This is a genomic window from Aminobacter sp. MDW-2 (assembly GCF_014250155.1).
GTDB classification, from domain to species: Bacteria; Pseudomonadota; Alphaproteobacteria; order Rhizobiales; family Rhizobiaceae; genus Aminobacter; species Aminobacter ciceronei.
In genome coordinates, this window is sequence record NZ_CP060197.1 from 3,215,703 (window position 1) to 3,237,501 (window position 21,799).

The window sequence follows — 21,799 nt, forward strand, 5'->3', positions numbered from 1 at the left end:
TCAGTCTACCCCAGCCAGGCCAGGAAGGCGTGCGTGGCAATGCCGGCGCCGCCGACGACCGCACAAACGACGGCAAGCGATGCCACGCCGACGACGCTGCCGACGGCAAACAGAATACCGTCGCGTTCCGACAACGCCAGGCCGAGCAGCGCCGTGGCAAAGGCCGGCAGCCAATTGCCGAACGGGATCGGGAGCGTGATCGAAACGGATAGAACAAGCGCGATGATGCCGATGACGCGGTCCCCGCGCTTGCGCCAGAACGGCCAGTAGCGCGGACGCACCACTTGCTCAAGGCGGATCAGCCTGGGAACGACCCAGTCAGTGACCGTGCGGAACTGTTCGGCCGACAGCGAGCGCTGGGTGATGAAGTCGGGCAGCCAGGCGCGATTGCTGCCGAAGGCCATCTGTGCTGCGACGATCAGCAGCGGCAGGCCAAGCACCGCCGAGGCGCCCGGTGGCAGCGGCAGCATGTTGAAGGCGGCAAACAGCACCAGAAGCGGCGCGAAACTGCGCTTGCCCAGCGTGTCCCTGATGTCGCCGATCGAGATGCTGCCTTTGGCGTCGCGGGCGAGCTGGGCGAAGATCGCTGACAAGCGCCGGCCACGACGGCGCTTCGGCGCCGCATCGAATTCGCCTGCGTCGGTTTGCTTGTCTTGCCCTAACATTCAGCCTTCAGCCCACTTGCGGCCCGCTTTCCAACGCGCCAATCCCCATCGCAGTGTGCGACGGCCAGGTTAATCCTTGATGACCCCGGAGGGTGCGAATGTGATGTCGCTTCGCGCAGAATGCAACATCAACGGCGGAATTCGATGATGTCCAGCTTTGATTCGTATCGCGGCGCCGGAAACTCGATGCGCCATTCTGCCTGCCCGCTGCGGAAGGCATAGCCGACCTGGTCGGTATCTGGGCCACGGCCATAGGCCTTGGGCTTTTCGCCCGAGACAAAGCCGGAGCCGAGATAGATCAGTCTGCTGTCGCCGTCGGTATAGAAGCGGCCCTTGGTGCGCTGCGAGCCGGAAATCTTTTCCAGCATCCAGCCCGAGCCGTCGTCGCTGACCTTGCATTTGAACCAGCCGTAGACGACGAGCGGGCCGAGGCCGCCGGCCTTGATGGTGCGGCACTGCCAGTTGCCGGTCATGTCGAAATCGGAAAACGACATGGGCTTTTTGGCGACGATCGCGTCGAGCACGGCGACCTCGCGTGCCTGGCCTGCCTTGGCCTCCTGAAGCGCTCCCTTACGCGTGGCTTCGTACTTTTCGAGTCTGGCCTTGTCTGCCGGTGTGATCAGCTTCTGCACCACGCCGTCGGCATGCGTGAAGGTCGCCGTGGTTGCTAGAGCAGCAGCAAGAATCAGTCGTCGAAAAGCCATGGCAAACCTCTGTAAAGGTCGAACCTCAGGGGAGGAATCAGGCTCTTTGATGATGTGCCGCAGCGTCCGCTGCGTTGGCAAGGGCCTCGGGCAGGTCGCCATAGCCGGTGGCGCGACGCTCGTAGACGAGGCCGAGCATTCTGGCGGCATCCTCGGCGACCTTGTCGAGCGCGGGGTCGTCGGTCTGGGCGAGGTAGATCAGCTTCTCGTAGTTGCCGAAATAGTCCTTCATCAGCTCGGGATGTCGGTCGAGGCCGAGCGGCTTGATGAAGAAGGCATCGAACTGCCGACAGAGGAAATCGGTCATGTAGAACGACATCATGTCGGCCTCGCCGACTTGCGCATAGGCAGCAGCACCCTGGTAGAAGGCAAAGCAATGCGGGCCGGCGATGCGCTCGACGCCATGCTTTTCGCAGACACGGTCGAGCAGGCCGCCGGTGCCGCAGTCGGCATAGCCGACATAGATGTGCCGATACCCCTCCGCCTTCGCTTCGGTGATCGCCTGGTCCATGGCAGGCGCGATCCGGCTGGGGTGGAAATGGAAATCGGCCGGCAGGCAGGTCAGCTCGAGATGATCGAGCGCGAGCTGCTGCTTGACCGCCAAAACCTCGCGCGCAATCATGCCGCAGCCTATGACCAGCAGCCTGTCTTCGACGTCGGGTTTCGTTGTCTGCTTTGCGGCCATGGAACCAGTCGATCCGGCCTTCGTTGCTCTAGGACGAAGTTTATCGAGAGAGGGAGACACCGTCCATGAAACTGTCACGTCTGGCACCGATCGCCGTCATTGCCTGCGCGCTTGCACTGGCCTCCTGCGCCAACACCATTCGCGGCGTCGGCAAGGATGTCAAAGGTACGGCGAACGCCATCGAGGACACAGTCCAATAAGGCACCATACCGCCGCATTTCTCAGATTGGCCGAACTCAGATCGGCCAGATCGCAATGAAAGGGCCGCGCCGCAAGGGGCGGCCCTTTGTCGTCAGCCGGCCGCGCGCAGGTTGTGCTTGCGCTTCATGTAGTCCTTGGCGGTTTCGACAGCCACAGCCGCATCGCGGCAATAGGCGTCGGCACCGACGGCCTTGCCGAATTCCTCGTTGAGCGGCGCGCCGCCGACCAGCACGACATAGTCGTCGCGGATGCCCTTTTCCTTCATCGTGTCGATGACGACTTTCATGTAGGGCATGGTCGTGGTCAGCAGCGCCGACATGCCGATGATGTCGGGCTGATGCTCTTCGATCGCATTGAGATAATTCTCGACCGGATTGTTGATGCCGAGGTCGATGACGTCGAAGCCGGCGCCTTCCATCATCATGCCGACGAGGTTCTTGCCGATGTCGTGAATGTCGCCCTTGACGGTGCCGATCACCATCTTGCCCTGCTTGGGAGCGCCGGTGGCGGCGAGCAGCGGGCGCAGGATGTGCATGCCCGCCTTCATGGCGTTGGCCGAGAGCAATACTTCCGGCACGAACAGAATGCCGTCGCGGAAATCCTCGCCGACGATGCGCATGCCTTCGACCAGTGCTTCGGTGAGCACCTTGTAGGGCGCCCAGCCACGCTCGAGCAGGATGTTGGTCCCTTCCTCGATTTCTTCCTTGAGCCCGTCATACAGGTCGTCGTGCATCTGCTGCACGAGTTCGTCGTCGGAAAGCTCGGACAGGATGATTTCGTCGTCGGACATCTTCTAAGGCTCCCTCGAGGCAGCGCTAAAGTGCGGCTTGCTGATGTTGCGCTATACCTAGCTTGCAAGTGCCGCAAATCCATAGCTGATTTGCGACCTCCTGCAAAACGAAAGCGACTGGCAGTCCGGCTGTCGTCTTGGCTGTCGGCTTGTCGATTTTGCGACAGGCGTTGGCGCTGGCGAGCCGTTTCGATATGGGTGCATGATTACGATCCGTCGTAGAGCCGCATGGGCGGCGAAAAACGGATTCTTACGGAAGGCAGAGCCATGGGCGAAGACGCGGCAGTCGAGCAGGAACAAGCGGGCGGCAGGCGCGGGCGTGGCGCAAGCGGTGGCGCGGCTGCGCGACGCGCAGCACGCAGCGGTGGCGGGCCGGGCACGCAGCTCACCTACATCAAGCGCAAGGTGAACGTGTATGAGGTGCTCAACGAGGAGGGCCTCGCCCTCATCGAGAAGAACGCCGACACGGTGCTGGAAGAAATCGGCATCGAGTTCCGCGACGACGCCGAAGCGCTGGCTTTGTGGAAGGAAGCCGGCGCCGACGTCAAGGGCGAACGGGTCCACTTCCCCAAGGGGCTGTGCCGCGAACTGCTGAAGACGGCGCCTTCTGTTTACACCCAGCATGCGCGCAACCCTGAGCGTTCGGTGCAGATCGGCGGCGATGCTACCGTCTTTGCGCCGGTCTACGGCCCGCCCTTCGTGCGCGACCTCGACGGCAACAGGCGCTACGCGACGATCGAGGATTTTCGCAACTTCGTGAAGCTGGCCTATATGGCGCCGTCGATCCACCATTCGGGCGGCACGGTGTGCGAGCCTGTCGATGTGCCTGTCAACAAGCGCCACCTCGACATGGTCTACAGCCACATCAAATATTCCGACAAACCGTTCATGGGCTCGGTGACCGCACCCGAACGCGCCGAGGACACGGTGGCGATGGCCAAGATCGTGTTCGGCGACGACTTCGTCGAGAACAACACGGTTCTGACCAGCCTGATCAATGCCAACTCGCCGATGGTCTTCGACGAGACTATGCTGGGCGCGGCCAAGGTCTATGCGCGCCACAACCAGGCCTGCATCGTGACGCCGTTCATTCTGGCCGGCGCAATGAGCCCGGTGACGGTTGCCGGTACGCTGACCCAGGTTCTGGCTGAGGTGCTGGCCGGCGCTTCGTTCACCCAGCTGATCCGCAAGGGCGCCCCGGTGCTGTTCGGCACCTTCGCCTCGTCGATCTCGATGCAGTCGGGTGCGCCGACCTTCGGTACGCCGGAGCCGACGCTGGTGTCCTACGGCGCCGCCCAGCTGGCGCGCCGCCTCGGCCTGCCGTTCCGCACCGGCGGCTCGCTCTGCGCTTCGAAGGTCCCGGACGCGCAGGCGGCCTATGAAAGCGCCAACACGCTGAACTCGACGCTTTTGGCTGGCACCAATTTTGTGCTGCATTCGGCCGGCTGGCTCGAGGGTGGTCTCGCCTCGTGCTACGAGAAGTTCATGATGGACATCGACCAGCTCGGCATGCAGCAGAAATTTGCCGAGGGCGTCGATCTCTCCGAAAACGGCCAGGCCATGGACGCCATCCGCCAGGTCGGGCCCGGCAGCCACTATCTCGGCTGCGACCATACCCAGGCGAACTTCCAGACCGCGTTCTACCGCTCGAGCATCGCCGACAACAATTCCTACGAGCAGTGGCTGGCCGAAGGACAGAAGACGGCACCGCAGCGTGCCAACGAGCTCGCCCGCCGCTGGCTCGAAAGCTACGAGGCGCCGTATCTCGATCCCAGCATCGACGACGGCCTCAAGGACTTCATTGCTGCGAAGAAGGCGTCGATGCCCGACGCCTTCACGTGAAAGGAGCCCGTTTCAGGCGGGGCTAAAGTCGCCAGCATCATTCACAAGGAAGTCTGGCGGAGCGCATTCTCCGATCCGGACAAGAAGGGGTGACGCTTGACGTCCCCCGACCTTGATGAGATTTCCGCCGCGCTGGCCGGTCACGGCCTCATCCAGCGCGGCGGTTTTGCTTTTGACCACAGCAACCCAGCACCGGGCGGTCCGGTGGGCAAGCCGGCGCGGTCGGTGTTGCTGGTGGGGCAGGCAGGGGCGGCCGTCTGGCCGTACTTCCTGCGCTGGCGCGAGGCGCAGCCGGCTGACCTCGAAAATCCGCTCGACAGCTGGGCGCGCGAGGTGATCGGCGATGTCGCGCGTGAGTTTGGCGCGCACGCGGTGTCGCCGTCCGACAAGCCCTATCTGCCGTTTCAGCAATGGGCGATGCACGCGGAAGGCCTCAGGCCGTCGCCGTTGGGCATTCTGATGCACCCCGAATATGGGCTCTGGCATGCCTATCGCGGGGCGCTGCTGTTCGAGGCCGAACTTGAGTTCGCCGAAGTTCGCGAACAGAATCACCTTTGCGACCTATGCCCAGGAAAACCCTGTCTTAAAGCCTGTCCCGTCGATGCCTATTCGGAGGCGGGTTTCGCCTATGAGCGATGCCTGGAGCATGTACGCGGCGCCTCGGGTGGGGGGTGCCGAACGCAAGGCTGCCTCGATCGCAACGCCTGTCCCTACGGGGTTGCGTATCGTTATCCGGCCGATGTGCAGGCCTTTCACATGAAGAGCTACGCCGGCCTCTGATCCCGACCCGCTGGCCCAATCGCTTTTCTGGCACGCATATTGCTCTTGCAAGCTGACCAGCATATTCAAAGTCATCAGATGACTTGATGAATATACCCATGCAGCCAGCCACACGAACCAATCTCACCGACAGCGCCGCCGACAGCCTGCGGGCCGAAATCGTCAGCGGCCGCTGGGCCGTCGGCGAACGCATCCCCAATGAGGCTGCACTGACCGACCTATTGTCGGTAAGCCGTGGCACGGTGCGGGAGGCCGTGCGTGCCCTGGTCTCGCAAGGCCTGCTCGATACGCGCCAGGGGTCTGGTACTTATGTCCGCTCGGCGGTCGACCCTTCCGCGGCGCTGGATCGTGTCAAGCGCGCCGGCCTGCGCGACCAGTGGGAGACACGCGCCGCATTGGATGCGGAGGCGGCGCGGCTGGCAGCGCAGCGCCACACACCAGCTGATCTGGTGAAAATGCGCCGCTTGCTGGAGGCGCGTGGCACGGTTGCCGACGGCGGGCACGAAGCCTTCATTCGCCGCGACATCGCCTTCCACAAGTCGGTGGTCGAGGCTTCCGGCAACCTGGCGATGATCGAGCTCTACGATTTTTTCACCGGCGCCATTGCCGAGACGATCAAGGCGACGCTGGCGGGCGAGCTGCCCGAGCCCGACGCACCGGCCCATGCGGCCATCGTCGATGCCGTCGCCTCCGGCGATCCGGACAGGGCTGCCGCGGCAGTCCGCGCCTTCATGGCGCCGGTGCTTCTCGAACTCGACAGGTTGCTTGACCAATGAACCAGAGCTTTGTTCCGGCCGGCCGGCCTGCCGAGGCCGTCGCCATCGATGGTCTCGACGACCAGCTTGTCGATGCCGAGATCGACAGCCTGCCGGCACCGCAGGCGCCCGTCCTGCGCAGCGGCATGGCGCGTTTTGTGCTCGGCGCCAGCCTGGTGCTGATCGCCTTCAATCTCAGGCCGATCTTTTCCAGCCTCTCCGTGCTGTTGCCGGAGGTGATGCAGGCAACCGGCCTGTCGCCCGCCGGCGCCAGCCTTTTGACGACGCTGCCGGTGCTCTGCCTCGGCCTGTTCGCGCCGCTGGCGCCAAAGCTGGCGCAGCGCTTCGGCGCCGAGCGCACGCTGCTGTTTGCGCTGGCGCTGCTGGCCCTTGGCACTGTCCTTCGTGGTCTCGGCACCGTGCCGCTGCTGTTCATCGCGAGCTTTATGGCCGGCGCCGCAATCGCCATCGGCAACGTGCTCTTGCCCGGGCTGGTCAAGCGCGACTTTCCCGACAAGGCGGCGATGATGACCGGGCTCTATACGATGGCGCTTTGCGCTGGTGCTGCTTCGGCCTCGGGGCTGACACTGCCCATAGAACATCTGTTGACGGGCTCCTGGTCTGGCGCGCTCGCTGCCTGGGCGGTTCCCGCCTTCGTCGTGGTGCTCATCTGGACACCGCAGGCGCTCGGCAGCCGCAGGCAGGCGAGCCAAAGCGGCTTCCGCGTCGTCGGCCTGTGGCGCGACCGGTTGGCCTGGCAGGTCACCTTGTTCATGGGGCTGCAGTCGGCGCTCGCCTATTGCGTCTTCGGCTGGCTGGCGCCGATCCTGCGCGAGCGCGGCTTCGATGCCACGACGGCCGGCGCGATCGTCTCGCTGTCGGTCATGGCGCAGGTTGTGACCTGCCTTGCCGTGCCTTCGATCGCCATCCGCCGCAAGGACCAGCGCGGCGTCAATGTGGCGCTCGTCGTGGCTGCCGTAACGGCATTGCTCGGCATCCTGTTTGCGCCGACCTCGACGACCCTGTTCTGGGCCGTGCTGCAGGGCATCGGCCAGGGTGGGCTGATTGCCGCCGCCATGACGCTGATCGTGCTGCGCTCGCCGGATTCCCATGTCGCGGCCCATCTCTCCGGCATGGCGCAGGGCGTGGGCTACACGCTGGCGGCCATAGGCCCGCTGCTGGTCGGGCTGATCCGCAACTGGACCGGCAGCTTCGCCGCCTCTTCGGTGCTGTTCGTGGCCCTTGGCCTTGGCGTTGCGATCACGGGACTGGGCGCGGGCAGGGCGCTGCATGTCGGCGCGCGCACCGAGCGGACCATTGCCGCCTGAGCTTGTCTGGCGGGCCGAAGTCCCTATGTTCGCGACGGGGCAGACAGAAGGAACCTTGCCATGCCGACCAAGCGCGAGATTGAGATCAGGACGGCGGATGGCGTTTGCAAGGCCGGGCTGTTCGGACCTGCCAAGGCGAAAGCCGGGGTGATCCTCTATATGGATGCCTTCGGTCCGCGCCCGGCGCTGGACGAGATGGCCGAACGGCTGGGCAGCCACGGCTATGCGGTGCTGGTGCCCGACCTGTTCTATCGTGCAGGCGCCTATGGTCCGTTCGACGCCAAGACGGCCTTCGTCGAGGAGAAGACGCGGACCGAGTTGCGTGCCCTGATCGGCGGCACGACGCAGGAGATGACCGCACGCGACACGGCCTCCTTCATCGACGCGTTGGCAAAGGCCGGCGCAACAGGCCCGATTGGCACTGTCGGCTATTGCATGGGCGGCTCGCGTGCGCTCAACGCTGCCGCCGCCCATCCGGGCCGCATCGTGGCCGCGGCAAGCTTCCATGGCGGCAATCTGGCCAGCGATGCGACCGATAGCCCACACCGCAGCGCCGCAAAGATCAAGGCGCGTGTCTATGTCGGCTCTGCCGGTGTCGACGGCAGCTTCCCGCCGGAACAGTCGGCAATCCTGGCCGAGAGCCTGCGCACTGCCGGCGTTGACCACATTCTCGAAAACTATGTCGGCATGGGCCATGGCTGGTGCGTATCCGACCACGGCGTCTACGATGCCGCCGGTGCCGAACGCCACTGGAAGCGGCTGACGGCGTTGTTTGAGGAAACGCTGGCATAACTTCCAACTTTGCCATCCCGACAGCTTCGGCTATCAGGCACCGAACAGCTTGATCCGACAACCAGGGTTCGCGCGCCGGCAAGGCGGCGACGGACCAGCGGGAACACTCCGGAATGCAGTCCTTTGATGTCGTGGTGATCGGCGCCGGCGCGGCCGGCATGATGTGCGCCGTGGAAGCCGGCAAGCGCGGCCGCTCGGTGCTGGTCGTCGATCACGCTTCGGCGCCCGGCGAAAAGATACGGATTTCCGGCGGCGGGCGCTGCAACTTCACCAACATCCACGCCAGCCCGAAGAATTTTCTGTCGCAGAACCCGCATTTCTGCATCTCGGCGCTGAGCCGCTACACCCAGCGCAATTTCATCGGCCTCGTCGAGCGCTACGGCATCGCCTATCACGAGAAGACGCTCGGCCAACTGTTCTGCGACGGCTCGGCACGCCAGATCATTGAGATGATGGTCGAGGAAATGCGGGAAAACGGCGCCGAGCTGAGGCTGTCGACCGCGGTGGAGGACATCAGCAGGACGGCCGACGGGTTCGAGCTGTTTGTCTCCGGCAGTCGGGTCGCGTGCAAGTCGCTGGTGGTCGCCTGCGGCGGCAAGTCTATCCCCAAGATGGGGGCGACCGGTTTCGGCTACGAGATTGCTGCGCAGTTCGGGCTGCCTGTGGTCGAGACGCGGCCGGCGCTGGTGCCGCTGACCTTCGACGCCAACACCTTGCAGAAATTGACCCCGCTTGCCGGCATCGCTGTCGATGCCGATGTTGCCTGCGGCAAGACCAGCTTCTCCGAAGCCATGTTGTTCACCCACCGCGGCATCAGCGGGCCGTCGATCCTGCAGATCTCGTCCTACTGGCGCGAGGGCGACGAAATCGCGATCTCGATGCTGCCGGGCAGCGACGTCGCGGCGATCCTGCGCGAGGCCAAGCGCGCCAACGGGCGCCAGGCGGTGCAGACCGTTCTCGCCGCCCACCTGCCCAAGAAGCTGGCCCAGGCGATTGCCGAGCGGCTCGGCTTCAACGGCAATCTCGCCGATCTGAATGATACGCATCTGAAAGCCGTCGATGCTGCTGTCAATCAGTGGCGTATCAAGCCTGCCGGGTCCGAGGGTTATCGTACGGCGGAAGTGACGCTTGGCGGCGTCGACACCAGGTCGCTCGACCAGAAGACGATGCAGGTGAAATCGGTGCCGGGCCTATTCTTCATCGGCGAGGTCGTCGACGTCACCGGCTGGCTCGGCGGCTACAATTTCCAGTGGGCATGGTCGTCGGGCTGGGCGGCCGGGCAGGCAGCCTGATCTTGCTCATCCCTGTTTTCGTTGTGCATCCAACGCACCCGCATCGCAACATCCTGCGGATACACAGGTTTCCGATACCGACTGCCACCTGAGTCAATCACAAGGTGTGGTGCGGATGTTCTCGACAATCAAGGCGTTTGCCGTTTCGCTGGCGCTCGGCGGCGCGCTGGCGATGCCTGTTTTGGCCGACCAGCAACAATGCTCGTGCAAGAACCTGCAAAGCGTCCAGGAAGAACTCAGAAACGCCGACTACGCAGCAAAGTTCTTCGCCGACATGGCAGCACAGCTCAAGGCAGTCGAGGACCCGCTGATCGAGGCGCACAAAATCCCGACGCATCCGGATTCCGACGTCAGCATCTATCACCGCTCGTCGCTGAAACGGACCGAAATCATGGGGAGGTTCAGCTTACCCCACCGTCCCGCCCATGGTTACACCGGGCCAGCGACGGTCGACATGAAATATGGCAGCTGCGAGCAGCAACCCGCTGCGCTCGAAGCCTTGAAAGCAGGCTCGCAATGCAAGGAACTCGCGGATTTCGCGCTCGAGCACGAAGCTGTTCACCGGGCGAAATGCGCAAGAGACATCGCCACCGTCTACTGGGACAGACTGCCGAGCCACTTCGCAGCTGAGGAAGCGGAGCGCTATCGCGAACAGGCCAAGGCGACACGCGCATTGCTCAAGCGCATCGTCGACCAAGGGACGGTTACCATCGAGGCAAAGCTCGAGCCGCGCATCAAGGGGCCGCAATTCGACGTGACCTACTCCTATGTCACCCAGTCGGTGGAGATGGAGGGCAACAGTTCGCCGGGGTCCGACACATGGATGCTGAAGGGGAAAACGCGGCGGGCAGGCCAGATCAAGAGCGTCAGGATTGCCGGCATGTCATGCACTTCGAGCGGCCAGATCAACGACGACATCGACATGGCGCTGGAGCTCGACGGGTTGACCATGGCTCTCGACAACAAGTCGAAAGGCAGGCCGGGCGACGTGAAGATCCGCTGCAAGGGCGGCCATGGCATGTCGATGCGGCCGCAAGGAGAAGTCGACGGCGGCAATGTCTTCGCCAATGAGAGCTTCACCGTCGACACCGAGGTGTCCCACGATGTCAGCACCTTGCCATTTGCCAAATATGTCACCGGCGGCATGTCCGTCAGCGGCAAGAACACGGTAAGCGTCAAGCTGGTCTGCCCCGGCTCGTGACGGAGGTGGCGCGCCGCCCGGCATGCCTTGGGGAGGTGAGGAAATTTTTCTTCGCAGCACCCCAAGGATTGCCTCAAAGCTTTCGTCCAACGGACAAATGATGGCGATGATGCTGGACGAAAGCGAAGCCTCCGACGGCGATCTGGTCGGACGAGCGTGCGATGGCGACAGGACAGCTTTCGGCGAACTCGTCGAAAGGCATTACGGATTCGTCCACCGTGTCGCTTGGCGCTGGTGCGGCAACAGATCGGATGCTGAAGACATTGCCCAAGAGGTCTGTGCGCGGCTGGGCCAGGCCATTCGCGACTATCGCGGCGGTGCCGCCTTCACGACATGGCTCTATGCGATGACGCTGAATGCCGCGCGCGACATGCAGCGCAAATCGGCGCGCGAGACGGCGAAGACCACCGCCTATGGCGTCCATGCGCTTGTCGCGGGAGATGGCGGGCCGGAAGCGGAAGATCCGACCGAGCGGATGTGGGCGGCGGTCAGGCAACTGCCGGACAAGCAGCGCGACGCAATCCTTCTCGTCTATGGCGAGGGCTTGAGCCATGCGGCAGCGGCGGATGCCATGGCGATCGCCGAGGCCACCGTGTCCTGGCATATCCATGAAGCGAAGAAACGGCTGAAGCTGCTCATGCGCTCGGCCGGGGAAGAGTGACCATGGTCGACGATAACGAACTCGACATGCTGCGCAACATTCCGACGCCCGCTCCAGGCAGCGAGGCCAAGGCGCGCGCGCTTGCGGCGGCGATGGCGGCCTACGACCTCGAAAAAAATTCCGCGGCCACCCAAGGAACCGCCAATGCCGGTCGTCTCACCGAACGAGCACGAAAGCTCTGGAGAGACATCATGCAAAAGAAGCTGATTGCAGCGCCGGCCTTTGCCGGTCTCGTTGCCCTGCCGATCGCCGGCTATGCCACATTCTATCTGATGGAGGGCTCGCCGTTCAATTTCGGCGCCGAGCAGGAGATCGCCGATGTGCCTTCCGGGCGCCTGAAGGAGCCGCTTGCCGCCGCGTTGAAGAAGACCGATTCAGGCGCGGCGCAGACCGCGCCGGCCAAACCGATGGCTGCCGCCTCGCAGGCGGCCAAGGCGGAGGCAACAGCGGCAGCCGAAGAAGCTGATGTCATGAACGAGGCGGCGCCGGCCGTGCCGGCGCCGGCGCCGCTGGCCGACGCGGCAGCGCAGATGAGCCGCATGTCCGCGCCGACGCTGACAACCGAGCTGCAGGGCGTGATCGCGCCCTCCGACATGCCGATGGCCCCGCCGGAAAACCGCGATCGCGTCGAGGATTTCAAGACCAATCCGGTGCGTTCGGCGCTTGAGGATCCGGTCTCGACCTTCTCCATCGATGTCGACACAGCCTCTTATTCCTTCGCTCGCCGTTTGCTGAAGGAAGGGGTTCTGCCTCAGCCCGACACGGTACGGGTCGAGGAAATGATCAACTACTTCCCCTATGACTGGAAGGGGCCGGAGGCGATCGCCACGCCGTTCAACACCACCGTCAGCGTCATGCCGACGCCGTGGAACGAGCACAGCAAGCTGATGCACGTCGCGATCAAGGGCTATGACGTCAAGCCGACCGAGCAGCCGAAGGCCAATCTGGTGTTCCTGATCGACGTGTCGGGCTCGATGGACGAGCCGGACAAGCTGCCGTTGCTGCGCTCGGCCTTCCGCCTCCTGGTCAACAAGCTCAATGCCGACGACACGGTTTCGATCGTCACCTATGCCGGCAACGCGGGTACCGTGCTCGAACCGACCAAGGCGTCGGACCGGGAAAAGATACTGTCGGCCATCGACACGCTGGCCCCTGGCGGCTCGACTGCCGGCGAAGCGGGCATTCGCGAAGCCTATCGGCTGGCGCAAAAATCCTTCGTCAAGGACGGCATCAATCGTGTGATGCTGGCGACCGACGGCGACTTCAATGTCGGCCAGACCGATGACGACGAGCTCAAGCGGCTGATCGAGGACAAGCGCAAGTCGGGCGTGTTCCTGTCGGTGTTCGGCTTCGGCCGCGGCAATCTCAACGACCAGATGATGCAGACCATCGCCCAGAACGGCAACGGCACGGCGGCCTATATCGACACGCTGGCCGAAGCCGAGAAGGTGCTGGTGCAGGATGCCTCCTCGACGCTGTTCCCGATTGCCAAGGACGTCAAGATACAGGTCGAGTTCAATCCGGCTGCCGTCGCCGAATATCGGCTCATCGGCTACGAGACCCGTGCGCTCAATCGCGAGGACTTCAACAACGATCGCGTCGATGCCGGCGAGATCGGCTCCGGCCATTCGGTGACGGCGATCTACGAGATCACGCCCAAGGGCAGCCCGTCGCTGGCGATGGACCCGTTGCGCTACGGCCAGGCTTCGACAGGCAATGGCGGCGTCGCCGATGCCGACGAGTATGCTTTCGTGAAGATCCGCTACAAGGCGCCTGATGGCGACGTGAGCAAGCTGATCACCACGCCGGTGACGAAGACGAACGAAGTCGCGAGCTTCGACGGCGCCGGCACCGATCAGCGGTTCTCGGTGGCGGTTGCGGCCTTCGGCCAGAAACTGCGCGACGAGGACGCGACAGCCAGGTTCGGCTTTGACCGGATCGCCGAGATCGCCTCGGCGGCGCGCGGTGCCGATCCCTATGGCTATCGCGCCGAATTCCTGTCGCTGGTGCGGCTGGCATCGTCGCTCCAGGGCAACAAGCAGTAAGGCAACAGGCAAGGGCAGGTGGGCCGGCCGGCGGAAAGGGGGCTTTCCGCCGGCCATTCTTTTGTGATCTCCGGCGGCGGAAAGGGGGCTTTCCGCCGGCCGTTCTTTTGTGATCTCTAGGCGTCCACCCGAAAATCGCTGGGGTGGTGTTTCGGAGACTGGTGATGGCCGACCGGCAACTGGACGAATGGGATATTGCGCATGGCGGGCTGCGCTCACTGTCGTCGCGCGAGATCAAGGTTTTCTGGGACGGTTATCTCGCCCGCCGCAACGATCCCAGGATACGCCATGGCAGCCTCTATTCGCGCTGGCGGCATATCGCCGACGATCTGGTGGTTTCGCTCTATTTGACCAATCGCAGCGTCGGGCTGTTCGTCAGGGGCCAACGCGGCGAGGGTTATGCCACAACCGCGAACCGGCTGATTGCCTTCGAGCCCGCATTGGGCAAGGCGCTTGGCGTCAGCCTGCGCGGCGAGTACGCGCTGTGCTACCTGTCCAACCATCCGGTCGCGATGACAGATCCGGCCAACTGGCCGCGGGCTTACGCGTGGCTGGAACGGCAGGAAAAGCACTTCAGTCATGTTCTGAGCGACATGGTTGTCGGCGCCTAGGTGCCGGACGGAGCGAAATTCCGTTACAACGGCGTGGCCCTGCGAGGACATCTCGATCCGGGCGTAAGCGGTTGAAAACAAGCTGAAATCGACTTTCATCGGACTGGGAGGGCGCTCCCTTCCGGGATGTTTCCGCACGCGTTCGCAGAGCGGCGCGAAAAATTCCCTACGTTCTATCTTGCAAAAGATATATCTTTGAATAGATATAGCGACATGAAACAAACATCCTGGAGAGGTACTCACATGTTCAACCACCCGAATTTCAACGATCGTTGCCGTGGAGAATGGTCCATGTCGGGCCAGAATGAAGGCGGCAGGGGCGGCGGCCGGCATGGCCGCGGCGGTCCCTTCGGCCGTCATCGTGGCGGTCCCTTCGGCGGCCGCGGCCCGCGCATGTTCGATCCCGGCGCTCTGCGCCTGGTCGTGCTCGGCCTGATTGCCGAAGAGCCGCGCCACGGCTACGACATCATCAAGGCGCTGGAGGCCAAGTTCCAGGGCGCCTACAGCCCGAGCCCGGGCGCGATCTATCCGATGCTGCAGATGCTGGAGGAGGCGGACCTCGTCGTCTCCGTCGCCAATGGCAACAAGAAGCTCTACTCGATCACCGAGGCGGGCCAGGCATATCTCGATGAAAACGCCGCCGAGCTCGCCAAGATCAATGGCCAGATCGAGGAAAACTCGACGCAGGTCAGCGGTGTCGCCCTCGGCGACGAAGTCAAGGCGCTGAACTTCGCTGTGTTCAGCCGACTGCGCAGCGGTTCGCTGACCGCCGTACAGGCTGAGAAGGCGCGCGAGATCCTGAAGAAGGCCCGTCGCGACCTCGAAGACCTTTGATTCCCCGAGGTCTTGTAACGTCTGAAGCTCCCGCCGCAAGGCGGGAGCTTTTTCTGTGTGAAACCTAGGAAAAGGCCAGATTTGCGGGCCGTTTCCGACAATTTGAATCAAAAGCCAATTCGCCCCGGAACCCGATCGCAACGATCCCCGGCTAATACAGCTGCGGGTGTACAAGGGGTGGTTTGAGAATGCTGGTTGGACGTGTGATGGCGGGTGCGGTATCAATTGCTCGCACCGCCGATGCCTTGGCGATGCCAACCCGGCCGGAGGCTGCCAACCGCAATAGCGACGCCGTGGCAGATGCTGCCGCACAGGCGCCGGCGCCTGCCACCAGCAGCCACATCTATGTGCCCGCCAAGCCTGTCCAGCAGGCGGTGCCGGTCTCAACCCCGAGTTCCTCGCGTTCCCGCGTGAGCGATGTCGATGACGCCCATCGCACGGCATGGTCGGCGCTCAACAATGAGCGCTTCCGGCTGGCGATGGAGAAACTGGGCGATGTGCGCACATCGGACGCCGTGATGATGATGCGCCCGGTCGAAGGCGCGGGCACCGACATCAAGTCGGCACTCGCGCGATACGAAGAAAACAGCTGATCAGAAGAAGCCTCAGCTGCGGCGACGGCGTTCGCGGCGGCCTTCGCTGGTTTCCGTGGTGTTCGGCGCCGCCAGCTTGTTGCGCATCGGGCCGATGCGCTCGACGATTGCCTCGACGGTCGGACGAACGTCCTTCTTGTGGGCGTCGAGCGCCTTGCGCATGGCGGCCAGATGCTCGAACGAGGTGCCGCAGCAGCCGCCGATGATCCTGGCGCCGCCGTCGACAGCGAGGCGGACATAGTCCGACATCAGTTCCGGCGTGCCCGAATAGTGAATCTCGGTGCCGCGGAATTCCGGGATGCCGCAATTGCCCTTGATGATGATCGTTGCATCCGGTTTGGCGTCGCTCATGTCGAGCAGCGAAGCCAGGATATCGGACGCACCGACACCGCAATTGGCGCCAACGCCAAGCGGCGTCTGGGCAAGGCCGTCAACGACACCGTGGATGTCCTTGGGCAGCAGGCCCATCATGGTGCGGCCGGCGGTGTCGAACGAGCCGGTGTAGGTGTAGGGCAGGCCGACGCGAATGGCAGCTTCCGCCGCCGCACGGATTTCGTCCGGCGCGGACATCGTTTCAATCCATGCGACTTCGGCGCCGCCGGCCTTGAGGCCTTCGATCTGTTCGGCGAATGCATCGACCGCCTCGTCATAGGTCATGGCACCAAGCGGAACCAGAAGCTCGCCCGTCGGGCCGACGGAGCCGGCGACGATAACTTTGCGGCCGGCCTTGTCGGCAACGCCACGGGCGATTTCGGCAGCGCGCTTGTTGAGCTCGTGCACGCGATCCTGGGCGTGATGCAGCTTGAGCCGGTGACGGGTGCCGCCAAACGAATTGGTAAGGATGATGTCGGCGCCGGCCTCGACGAATTTCCGGTGCAGCGTCGAAATCTTCTCGGGCGCGCTTTCATTCCACAGCTCGGGTGCTTCGCCGGCCTCGAGGCCCATGGCAAACAGGTTTGTGCCGGTTGCGCCATCGGCGAGCAGCACGCCCTTTTCGGCCAGCAGGGCATCGATCGGATTGGTCGTCATCGCAGCGACTTTCATATCAGGAGATTAGATAAGGATATAAAGAAGTCTTTATGTCCAGTCAACGCGTTTGCTTGGCCGACCATGCTGCCGGCGTCACCTCGACCGCGATCTCGGTGCAGACGCCGCCATTGGTCGGATAATGATCGACCGAGCAGGCGGTGACGACGAGCAGCAGGTCGCATTCGGCGCGCAAAGCGACGTAGCCGCCGGGCGGATTGATCGAGGCGAAGACGTCGATGCTGCCATCGGGCTGCGGCAGCGAGTTCTGGAACAGGTCGACCGGGTCTGGCGTGAAGGGCAAGGCGAGCCCTTCCGAGGCAAGGGCCTTGTGCAGATTGTCCTGGCAACTGGGATGCTCGTCGAAGCCGGCGCGGACATAAAGCGCGTGGTTGCAGGCGGGGTAGAGCATGTCGTGCGGGCCGGGCGAGGCGTCTTCGACCAAGGTCAGCAATTTGTTTCCCGTCGTGCCGTAGAAATGTTCGCCTGTCTTGGGAAACAGCCGCTCGCCGATATCGCGGGTGTTGGAAGTGCTCAGCCAGTCCTTCATATCAGGCGTGAACGCCCAGAGGTCGGCGACCTGCTGGCCCTTGATGTCGATGATGCGGACCAGGTCACCGCTGGAGACGCGGATGGAACGGCCCGACTGGGCAGGTATGACGACACGCTTCTGATCTGGCATGGGTTTCCTCGGGGATCGCGGCGCACGCTGCCGTATCGCGGCGGCAAATTCAACCAGAGCGCCAGTCAGCCCCAACTGGCCGGGAACGAAGCCACAGCCAGCCGTCGCGCGAAGGCCGCGGTCTCGTGGGCGTTGATGTCGGCGGCGCGGATCAGATTGTCGAAATGGCGGGTCAGCGTCCTGATCGGGTCGGTGGCATAGAGCACAAGGTACATGTCGCCGACATAGATCGCCGCGCGGGAATGGCCGAAGATCGTGTAGGGCACGGAATAGCGCATGCGGCCGTCATACAGGAACAGCCGGAATGTCGGGTAGAGATCGTCGAGCAAGTCAGCCATGTGGCGCAGCTGCTGCTTGCGGTCCTTGTCTGGAAAACCCGACCAGACGCCCAGGCCGCGCGCGAAAATCTCGAGCGTGTGACGCGGCATGCAGACTTCCATGTCGGTCTCGGGCCGGCGGTTGTAGTCGATGCGATACTGCGTCTCGCCGGCCTGGCTCTCGCGGCTCTTGTTGGAGATGCCGGCCTCGTAGTCGATGAGTGCTTCGGTGCGCAGCAGGTCAGGAATGCCCGCGGGCACATAGCGGATCTTGGTGCCGGCGGCCTCGGCATGCCATTTCGCGATCAGCGTGCGTTCGAAACCGCCCGATGCCTCCTCGATCTCGAGGCTTTCGCGGATTTCGCCTGTAACCCCTTCGTCCTGGCTGAGGCCAAGCAGCCAGTCGAGCGAAACCTTGTGAGCGGATGCGATTGTCAGCAGGGTTTCGGCGCGAGGGAGCCTTATCGTTGCCCCCGAAAGCAACTGCGACAGCGCCGAGCGGTCGATGCCGACCGATGTGGCAAAGGCCGACTGATTGAGGCCGGAGCGTTGGACCAACGCCTTGAGACGCTCGCGGAAAACTTCGGATAGATCGCGTTTGTCCATGGCCTGCCCAAAGGTGGAATGGTTTTGCGGAACGCAGGCAAGGCGCCCGCGGGAAATAGATTCATCTTCCAGCTTGTTTACTAAGTGTAACACTTGCGGCTTAAGCAGCGCAATGTAAACAATCTGTGCGCATTGTCTCGTTGCAGAAACGCAAGGCTACTGACAGCATTATGTCAGGAATCATCGAGTTCCAGGCATCCAAGGACAGCAGGCAGCAGCATGGCTAACAGGGGAAACAAACGCGGCACGACCACCAGGGTCGAATGGCCGACGGTGTTTCTGATCGCCGCCTGCTACGGTGCCTGGCTTTTGGTGGGACTGCTGGTGTGGCCCAGCTATCCGGTTGCTGCGCTGGTGCTGATGGTGCTGACGGTGGCGTTGCAATCGTCGCTGGTGCATGAGGTGCTGCACGGCCACCCAACCCGCAACGCGCGCATCAACGAAGCGCTGGTTTCTCTGCCCATCGGTCTGCTTTGGCCCTACCGTCGTTTCAAAACCATTCACCTGCGCCACCACGCCGACGAGAAGCTGACCGACCCGTTCGACGATCCCGAGAGCTACTACCGCTCACTTTGGCAGCATGACGACCTGCCTGAGGCGATGAAGCTGGTGCTCAGGATCAACAACACCATGGCCGGTCGTTTCGTGCTCGGGCCGTTGCTGTCCTGCATCGGCTTTGTCATCGACGACGCCAAGGCGATCGCCGGCGGCGACAAGGCAGTCCGCACTGCCTGGCTGCTGCACGCGGCGGGGCTGGTCATCGTCCTGCCGGTCATCCAGTTCGGCTTCGGCCTGCCGCTCTGGCTCTATGTTCTGGTGCCGGTCTGGCTCGGCCATTCGTTGATCTCGATCCGCACCTTTGCCGAGCATCAATGGTCGGAGCATCCGGAAGGGCGCACCGTCATCGTCGAACGCTCGCCGCTTTCGATCCTGTTCCTCAACAACAACCTGCATTTCGTGCACCACAAGAGCCCGACCGTCGCCTGGTACAAGCTGCCGGAACTGTTCCGCGCGCGCCGCGAAGAGTGGCTCCGGATGAACAAGGGCTATGCCTATCCGAACTATCTCGCGCTGGTCAAAGCCTATGCCTTCCGCGCCAAGGAACCGGTGTGCCACCCGGCGCTGCGCCGCGCGCCCGAGCCGGGCAGGGCGTTCGTGCCGCGCGTCAGGGCGCGCAACGTCAATGGGCTGGGCACAGCACCTGTGCCTGCTGAGCCGCCGAAGGAATGATCCTTTCAGACCTTGCCAATTCCCGCGCTCTAGCCTGAAATGTTGCAATGAGCGACTTCATCGCCGCACTGCCCATGTATGACTGGCCCGAGATGCACGACGAGGTCGATGCGCAATGGGCAAGGTTGCGAACGGCATTGCGTCAGCTTGGTCTGGACGCGCCGGAACGCCTTGTCAGGCGCAATGCCGAACTGCCGGCGGTTCCAGGTGGTATTCGCGACGCATCGGCTACGGTGATCGCGCCCGATCCGGCTACGCTGCCGCCCGAAGAATTCGACCTGCCGACGCTGTGGCGGCATCCCCAATTGCTGTTCGGCCAGACCTGCTGGGGGCCGATGGAAAGCACGGGCCTTGCGGCTCAGGTCAAGGTGATTGGCCAGCCGAACTATGATGGCATCGAAGGCGGTCGTGGCGAACTCTATTCCAGCGCCATCGTCGTGCGGCGCGGATCCGTGACCGCCGATCATGCGCATGCGCCTGATGGCGACGCGACGCTCATTCCGCTCGATCTGATCCGTGACAAGCGCCTTGCCTTCAACAGCCACGATTCGATGTCGGGCTTCATCGGTATTTCGCGCGATCTTGCCGCCATGGGCGAAGGGTTGCGGATTTTTTCCGAACGGATCGAAAGCGGCGGCCATCGCGCATCGATCGTCTCGATTGCCGAAGGCCGGGCCGACGTGGCGACCATCGATTGCCGGAGCTGGGCGCTGGCACAGCGCTTCGAGCCGGCTGCCCAGGACGTCGTGATCATCGGCTGGACGGCAAAGCGCAAGGGTTTGCCTTACATCACCGGGCTAAACACGCCTCCCGTTTCGGTGACGTTGCTGAACCTGGCGCTGAGCCAGGCCGCACTTTGAACGCCGCATTTTGAACAGGGCGGGCGGCCTGAACCGCCCGCCCTGCCTCGCTCTTTCGGGCCTATTCGGACGGAACGCCCTTTTCCCATTTCGTCCAATCGCCGGTGACCGCATCTGCAAAGGCTGCGCCGACACGATAGGCGTTGGTGGCTGCCGGGCCAAAACCGCCCGACTTGGCGCTCAGCGAATCGATGGGGCTCATGCCGGCGGGTTCGCGATCGAAGTTAGATGCCGTGCGCAGCAAGGCGATGCGGTCGAAATCGAGCAGGCCGGCATCGGCGCCGCGCCGCAGCGCCGTCAGCGAGGCGTTGTCCTCCATCTGGGTCGTGCAATAGTTGCCCTTGCCCTCGGTCAGCAACGATACCCAATCGCCCATGCTTCTGGCCGTCATTGAGCCATGCCAGTAGGTGTCGGTGGACAGCGTGTCACAGATGCTGACCTCAGGGGCGGCGCTGCCCGGTGCTGTCGCGTAGGCCACGCGATAGGCCTTCGCTTCGGGGCTGTCGGCAAGTTCGACGCTCCTGGTCAGGGCAAATGCCTTTTGCAGAAGCTGTTCGTTGAGCTGGTAAACCTCGGTTGCCGATCCCCAGCTCGGCTTTTCGCCGGGGCGCTTGGCGCCCAGCCCGACCACGCCATCAGGCCAGTCGGCGGGAATCTGGCGCGGATCGATTTCGTGGCGCAGGCCGGCATCGACGGCATAACGCGCCCAATGTGCCGAACCCAGCGTGCCATCGCTGGGATCGACGCCGGCAATGCCGGCAATCACGATGTAGCTCTGCTTGAGGTCGACAAGACCGCTGTAGACGAGCGCTGAAACCGAGCTGGCCGCGTTGGCATAACCCATCGCCGTCGTCATGACGCACAGGCCGGCAGCGTCACAGGCAAGTTCCGGATACTCCTTGGCGAAGCCCGGAATTGTTAGTCTGGTCTCCAGCTTGCGGCCCTCGAGCCATGGTTTTGCTTCGCCTCCGAACATCGTTATAACAAGCACTTTGGGGGCCAGCGGCTGCGCCGACGCCGCTGATGCATTCGAGGCGAGACCGCCGGCCAGGGCGAGGCCCGAAAGGCCAATCCGATAGAAGTGCGTCATATGCGATCCGATCTGATAAAGAAAAAGGGCGCCGTTTCAGGCCCATTTTCACTATCGGTGCAGCTTGCGGCGGAAGCCACTCGCGAACGCTCCTGTCCACACCAAATCCGGCAGGCCAGTGATCTTGCACCATCGCAGTAAAGTCGCCGGCGAGCGATTTCATCTGCCGATCAATTGTTCTTCGCCGATGGAAGATCTCGAACAGAAAG

The 21,799-nt window shown here is 63.3% G+C and carries 23 protein-coding genes; 15 read left to right on the top strand and 8 right to left on the bottom strand.

Going from position 1 to position 21,799, the window contains the following annotated elements:
• Positions 1-5 precede the first annotated feature (5 nt).
• The 3 genes from H5P29_RS15730 to H5P29_RS15740 all read right to left on the bottom strand — a co-directional run bounded on the left by H5P29_RS15730 (position 6) and on the right by H5P29_RS15740 (position 2,054).
• On the bottom strand, positions 6-665 hold the full coding sequence (locus H5P29_RS15730) for an exopolysaccharide biosynthesis protein (RefSeq protein WP_154383921.1): 660 nt from the start codon (positions 663-665) through the stop codon (positions 6-8).
• A gap of 128 nt (positions 666-793) precedes the next feature.
• Positions 794-1,369, bottom strand: a complete 576-nt coding sequence (locus H5P29_RS15735) for a DUF4893 domain-containing protein (protein ID WP_067960942.1) — start codon at positions 1,367-1,369, stop codon at positions 794-796.
• Positions 1,370-1,406: 37 nt separating this feature from the next.
• On the bottom strand, positions 1,407-2,054 hold the full coding sequence (locus H5P29_RS15740; protein ID WP_154383922.1) for a DUF1638 domain-containing protein: 648 nt from the start codon (positions 2,052-2,054) through the stop codon (positions 1,407-1,409).
• 65 nt (positions 2,055-2,119) lie between these two features.
• Here H5P29_RS15740 and H5P29_RS15745 point away from each other — a divergent pair, with 65 nt between their 5' ends.
• A complete protein-coding gene (locus H5P29_RS15745; RefSeq protein WP_067960946.1) occupies positions 2,120-2,254 on the top strand; it encodes an entericidin A/B family lipoprotein in 135 nt (44 codons plus the stop codon).
• 92 nt (positions 2,255-2,346) lie between these two features.
• On the opposite strand, the gene H5P29_RS15750 is transcribed toward H5P29_RS15745, so the two are convergent.
• Entirely contained in the window at positions 2,347-3,045 is a 699-nt protein-coding gene (locus tag H5P29_RS15750; protein ID WP_067960949.1) for a B12-binding domain-containing protein, read from the bottom strand.
• Between the two features lie 267 nt (positions 3,046-3,312).
• On the opposite strand from H5P29_RS15750, the gene H5P29_RS15755 reads away from it, so the two are divergent.
• The 12 genes from H5P29_RS15755 (at position 3,313) to H5P29_RS15810 (ending at position 15,779) form a co-directional block, all read left to right on the top strand.
• The gene (locus tag H5P29_RS15755; RefSeq protein WP_067960954.1) at positions 3,313-4,887 is read left to right on the top strand and encodes a trimethylamine methyltransferase family protein; all 1,575 of its coding nucleotides are present in this window, start codon (positions 3,313-3,315) and stop codon (positions 4,885-4,887) included.
• Between the two features lie 96 nt (positions 4,888-4,983).
• Positions 4,984-5,667 carry a 4Fe-4S dicluster domain-containing protein gene (locus tag H5P29_RS15760; RefSeq protein WP_154383923.1) on the top strand — a complete coding sequence of 228 codons (684 nt, stop codon included), beginning with the start codon at positions 4,984-4,986 and terminating at the stop codon, positions 5,665-5,667.
• Positions 5,668-5,765: 98 nt separating this feature from the next.
• Entirely contained in the window at positions 5,766-6,443 is a 678-nt protein-coding gene (locus tag H5P29_RS15765; protein WP_154383924.1) for a FadR/GntR family transcriptional regulator, read from the top strand.
• A complete protein-coding gene (locus H5P29_RS15770; protein WP_154383925.1) occupies positions 6,440-7,750 on the top strand; it encodes an MFS transporter in 1,311 nt (436 codons plus the stop codon). The genes H5P29_RS15765 and H5P29_RS15770 overlap by 4 nt, the downstream gene beginning before the upstream one ends.
• Positions 7,751-7,810: 60 nt before the next feature.
• On the top strand, positions 7,811-8,542 hold the full coding sequence (locus tag H5P29_RS15775) for a dienelactone hydrolase family protein (RefSeq protein ID WP_067960967.1): 732 nt from the start codon (positions 7,811-7,813) through the stop codon (positions 8,540-8,542).
• A gap of 113 nt (positions 8,543-8,655) precedes the next feature.
• A complete protein-coding gene (locus H5P29_RS15780; protein WP_067960970.1) occupies positions 8,656-9,834 on the top strand; it encodes an NAD(P)/FAD-dependent oxidoreductase in 1,179 nt (392 codons plus the stop codon).
• Positions 9,835-9,949: 115 nt separating this feature from the next.
• On the top strand, positions 9,950-11,035 hold the full coding sequence (locus tag H5P29_RS15785; protein WP_067960973.1) for a hypothetical protein: 1,086 nt from the start codon (positions 9,950-9,952) through the stop codon (positions 11,033-11,035).
• 100 nt (positions 11,036-11,135) lie between these two features.
• On the top strand, positions 11,136-11,696 hold the full coding sequence (locus H5P29_RS15790) for an RNA polymerase sigma factor (RefSeq protein WP_067966374.1): 561 nt from the start codon (positions 11,136-11,138) through the stop codon (positions 11,694-11,696).
• A 2-nt stretch (positions 11,697-11,698) separates the two neighbouring features.
• Positions 11,699-13,741 (top strand): VWA domain-containing protein, encoded by a 2,043-nt coding sequence (locus tag H5P29_RS15795; protein ID WP_067960977.1) that lies wholly within the window; start codon positions 11,699-11,701, stop codon positions 13,739-13,741.
• 164 nt (positions 13,742-13,905) lie between these two features.
• Positions 13,906-14,352, top strand: a complete 447-nt coding sequence (locus H5P29_RS15800) for a hypothetical protein (protein WP_246340547.1) — start codon at positions 13,906-13,908, stop codon at positions 14,350-14,352.
• 291 nt (positions 14,353-14,643) lie between these two features.
• Complete coding sequence (locus H5P29_RS15805; protein WP_246340545.1) at positions 14,644-15,186, top strand: PadR family transcriptional regulator; 543 nt, start codon at positions 14,644-14,646, stop codon at positions 15,184-15,186.
• Positions 15,187-15,374: 188 nt separating this feature from the next.
• On the top strand, positions 15,375-15,779 hold the full coding sequence (locus H5P29_RS15810) for a hypothetical protein (RefSeq protein ID WP_154383926.1): 405 nt from the start codon (positions 15,375-15,377) through the stop codon (positions 15,777-15,779).
• 12 nt (positions 15,780-15,791) lie between these two features.
• Here the strand turns inward: H5P29_RS15810 and bmt are convergent, their stop codons facing one another.
• The 3 genes from bmt to H5P29_RS15825 all read right to left on the bottom strand — a co-directional run bounded on the left by bmt (position 15,792) and on the right by H5P29_RS15825 (position 18,410).
• Positions 15,792-16,808 (bottom strand): betaine--homocysteine S-methyltransferase, encoded by a 1,017-nt coding sequence (gene bmt / locus H5P29_RS15815; protein WP_067966376.1) that lies wholly within the window; start codon positions 16,806-16,808, stop codon positions 15,792-15,794.
• Between the two features lie 58 nt (positions 16,809-16,866).
• Positions 16,867-17,487, bottom strand: coding sequence for a DUF1989 domain-containing protein (locus H5P29_RS15820; RefSeq protein WP_154383928.1), 621 nt, complete (start codon positions 17,485-17,487; stop codon positions 16,867-16,869).
• Positions 17,488-17,552: 65 nt separating this feature from the next.
• Complete coding sequence (locus tag H5P29_RS15825; protein ID WP_067960997.1) at positions 17,553-18,410, bottom strand: helix-turn-helix domain-containing protein; 858 nt, start codon at positions 18,408-18,410, stop codon at positions 17,553-17,555.
• A gap of 219 nt (positions 18,411-18,629) precedes the next feature.
• Here H5P29_RS15825 and H5P29_RS15830 point away from each other — a divergent pair, with 219 nt between their 5' ends.
• Both H5P29_RS15830 and H5P29_RS15835 read left to right on the top strand, forming a co-directional pair.
• Positions 18,630-19,640, top strand: a complete 1,011-nt coding sequence (locus tag H5P29_RS15830) for a fatty acid desaturase (protein ID WP_067961000.1) — start codon at positions 18,630-18,632, stop codon at positions 19,638-19,640.
• A 47-nt stretch (positions 19,641-19,687) separates the two neighbouring features.
• A complete protein-coding gene (locus H5P29_RS15835; protein WP_067961003.1) occupies positions 19,688-20,500 on the top strand; it encodes a phosphate/phosphite/phosphonate ABC transporter substrate-binding protein in 813 nt (270 codons plus the stop codon).
• A gap of 61 nt (positions 20,501-20,561) precedes the next feature.
• Here H5P29_RS15835 and H5P29_RS15840 read toward each other — a convergent pair whose 3' ends face one another.
• Complete coding sequence (locus H5P29_RS15840) at positions 20,562-21,590, bottom strand: purine nucleoside permease (protein ID WP_067961006.1); 1,029 nt, start codon at positions 21,588-21,590, stop codon at positions 20,562-20,564.
• Positions 21,591-21,799: the final 209 nt, after the last annotated feature.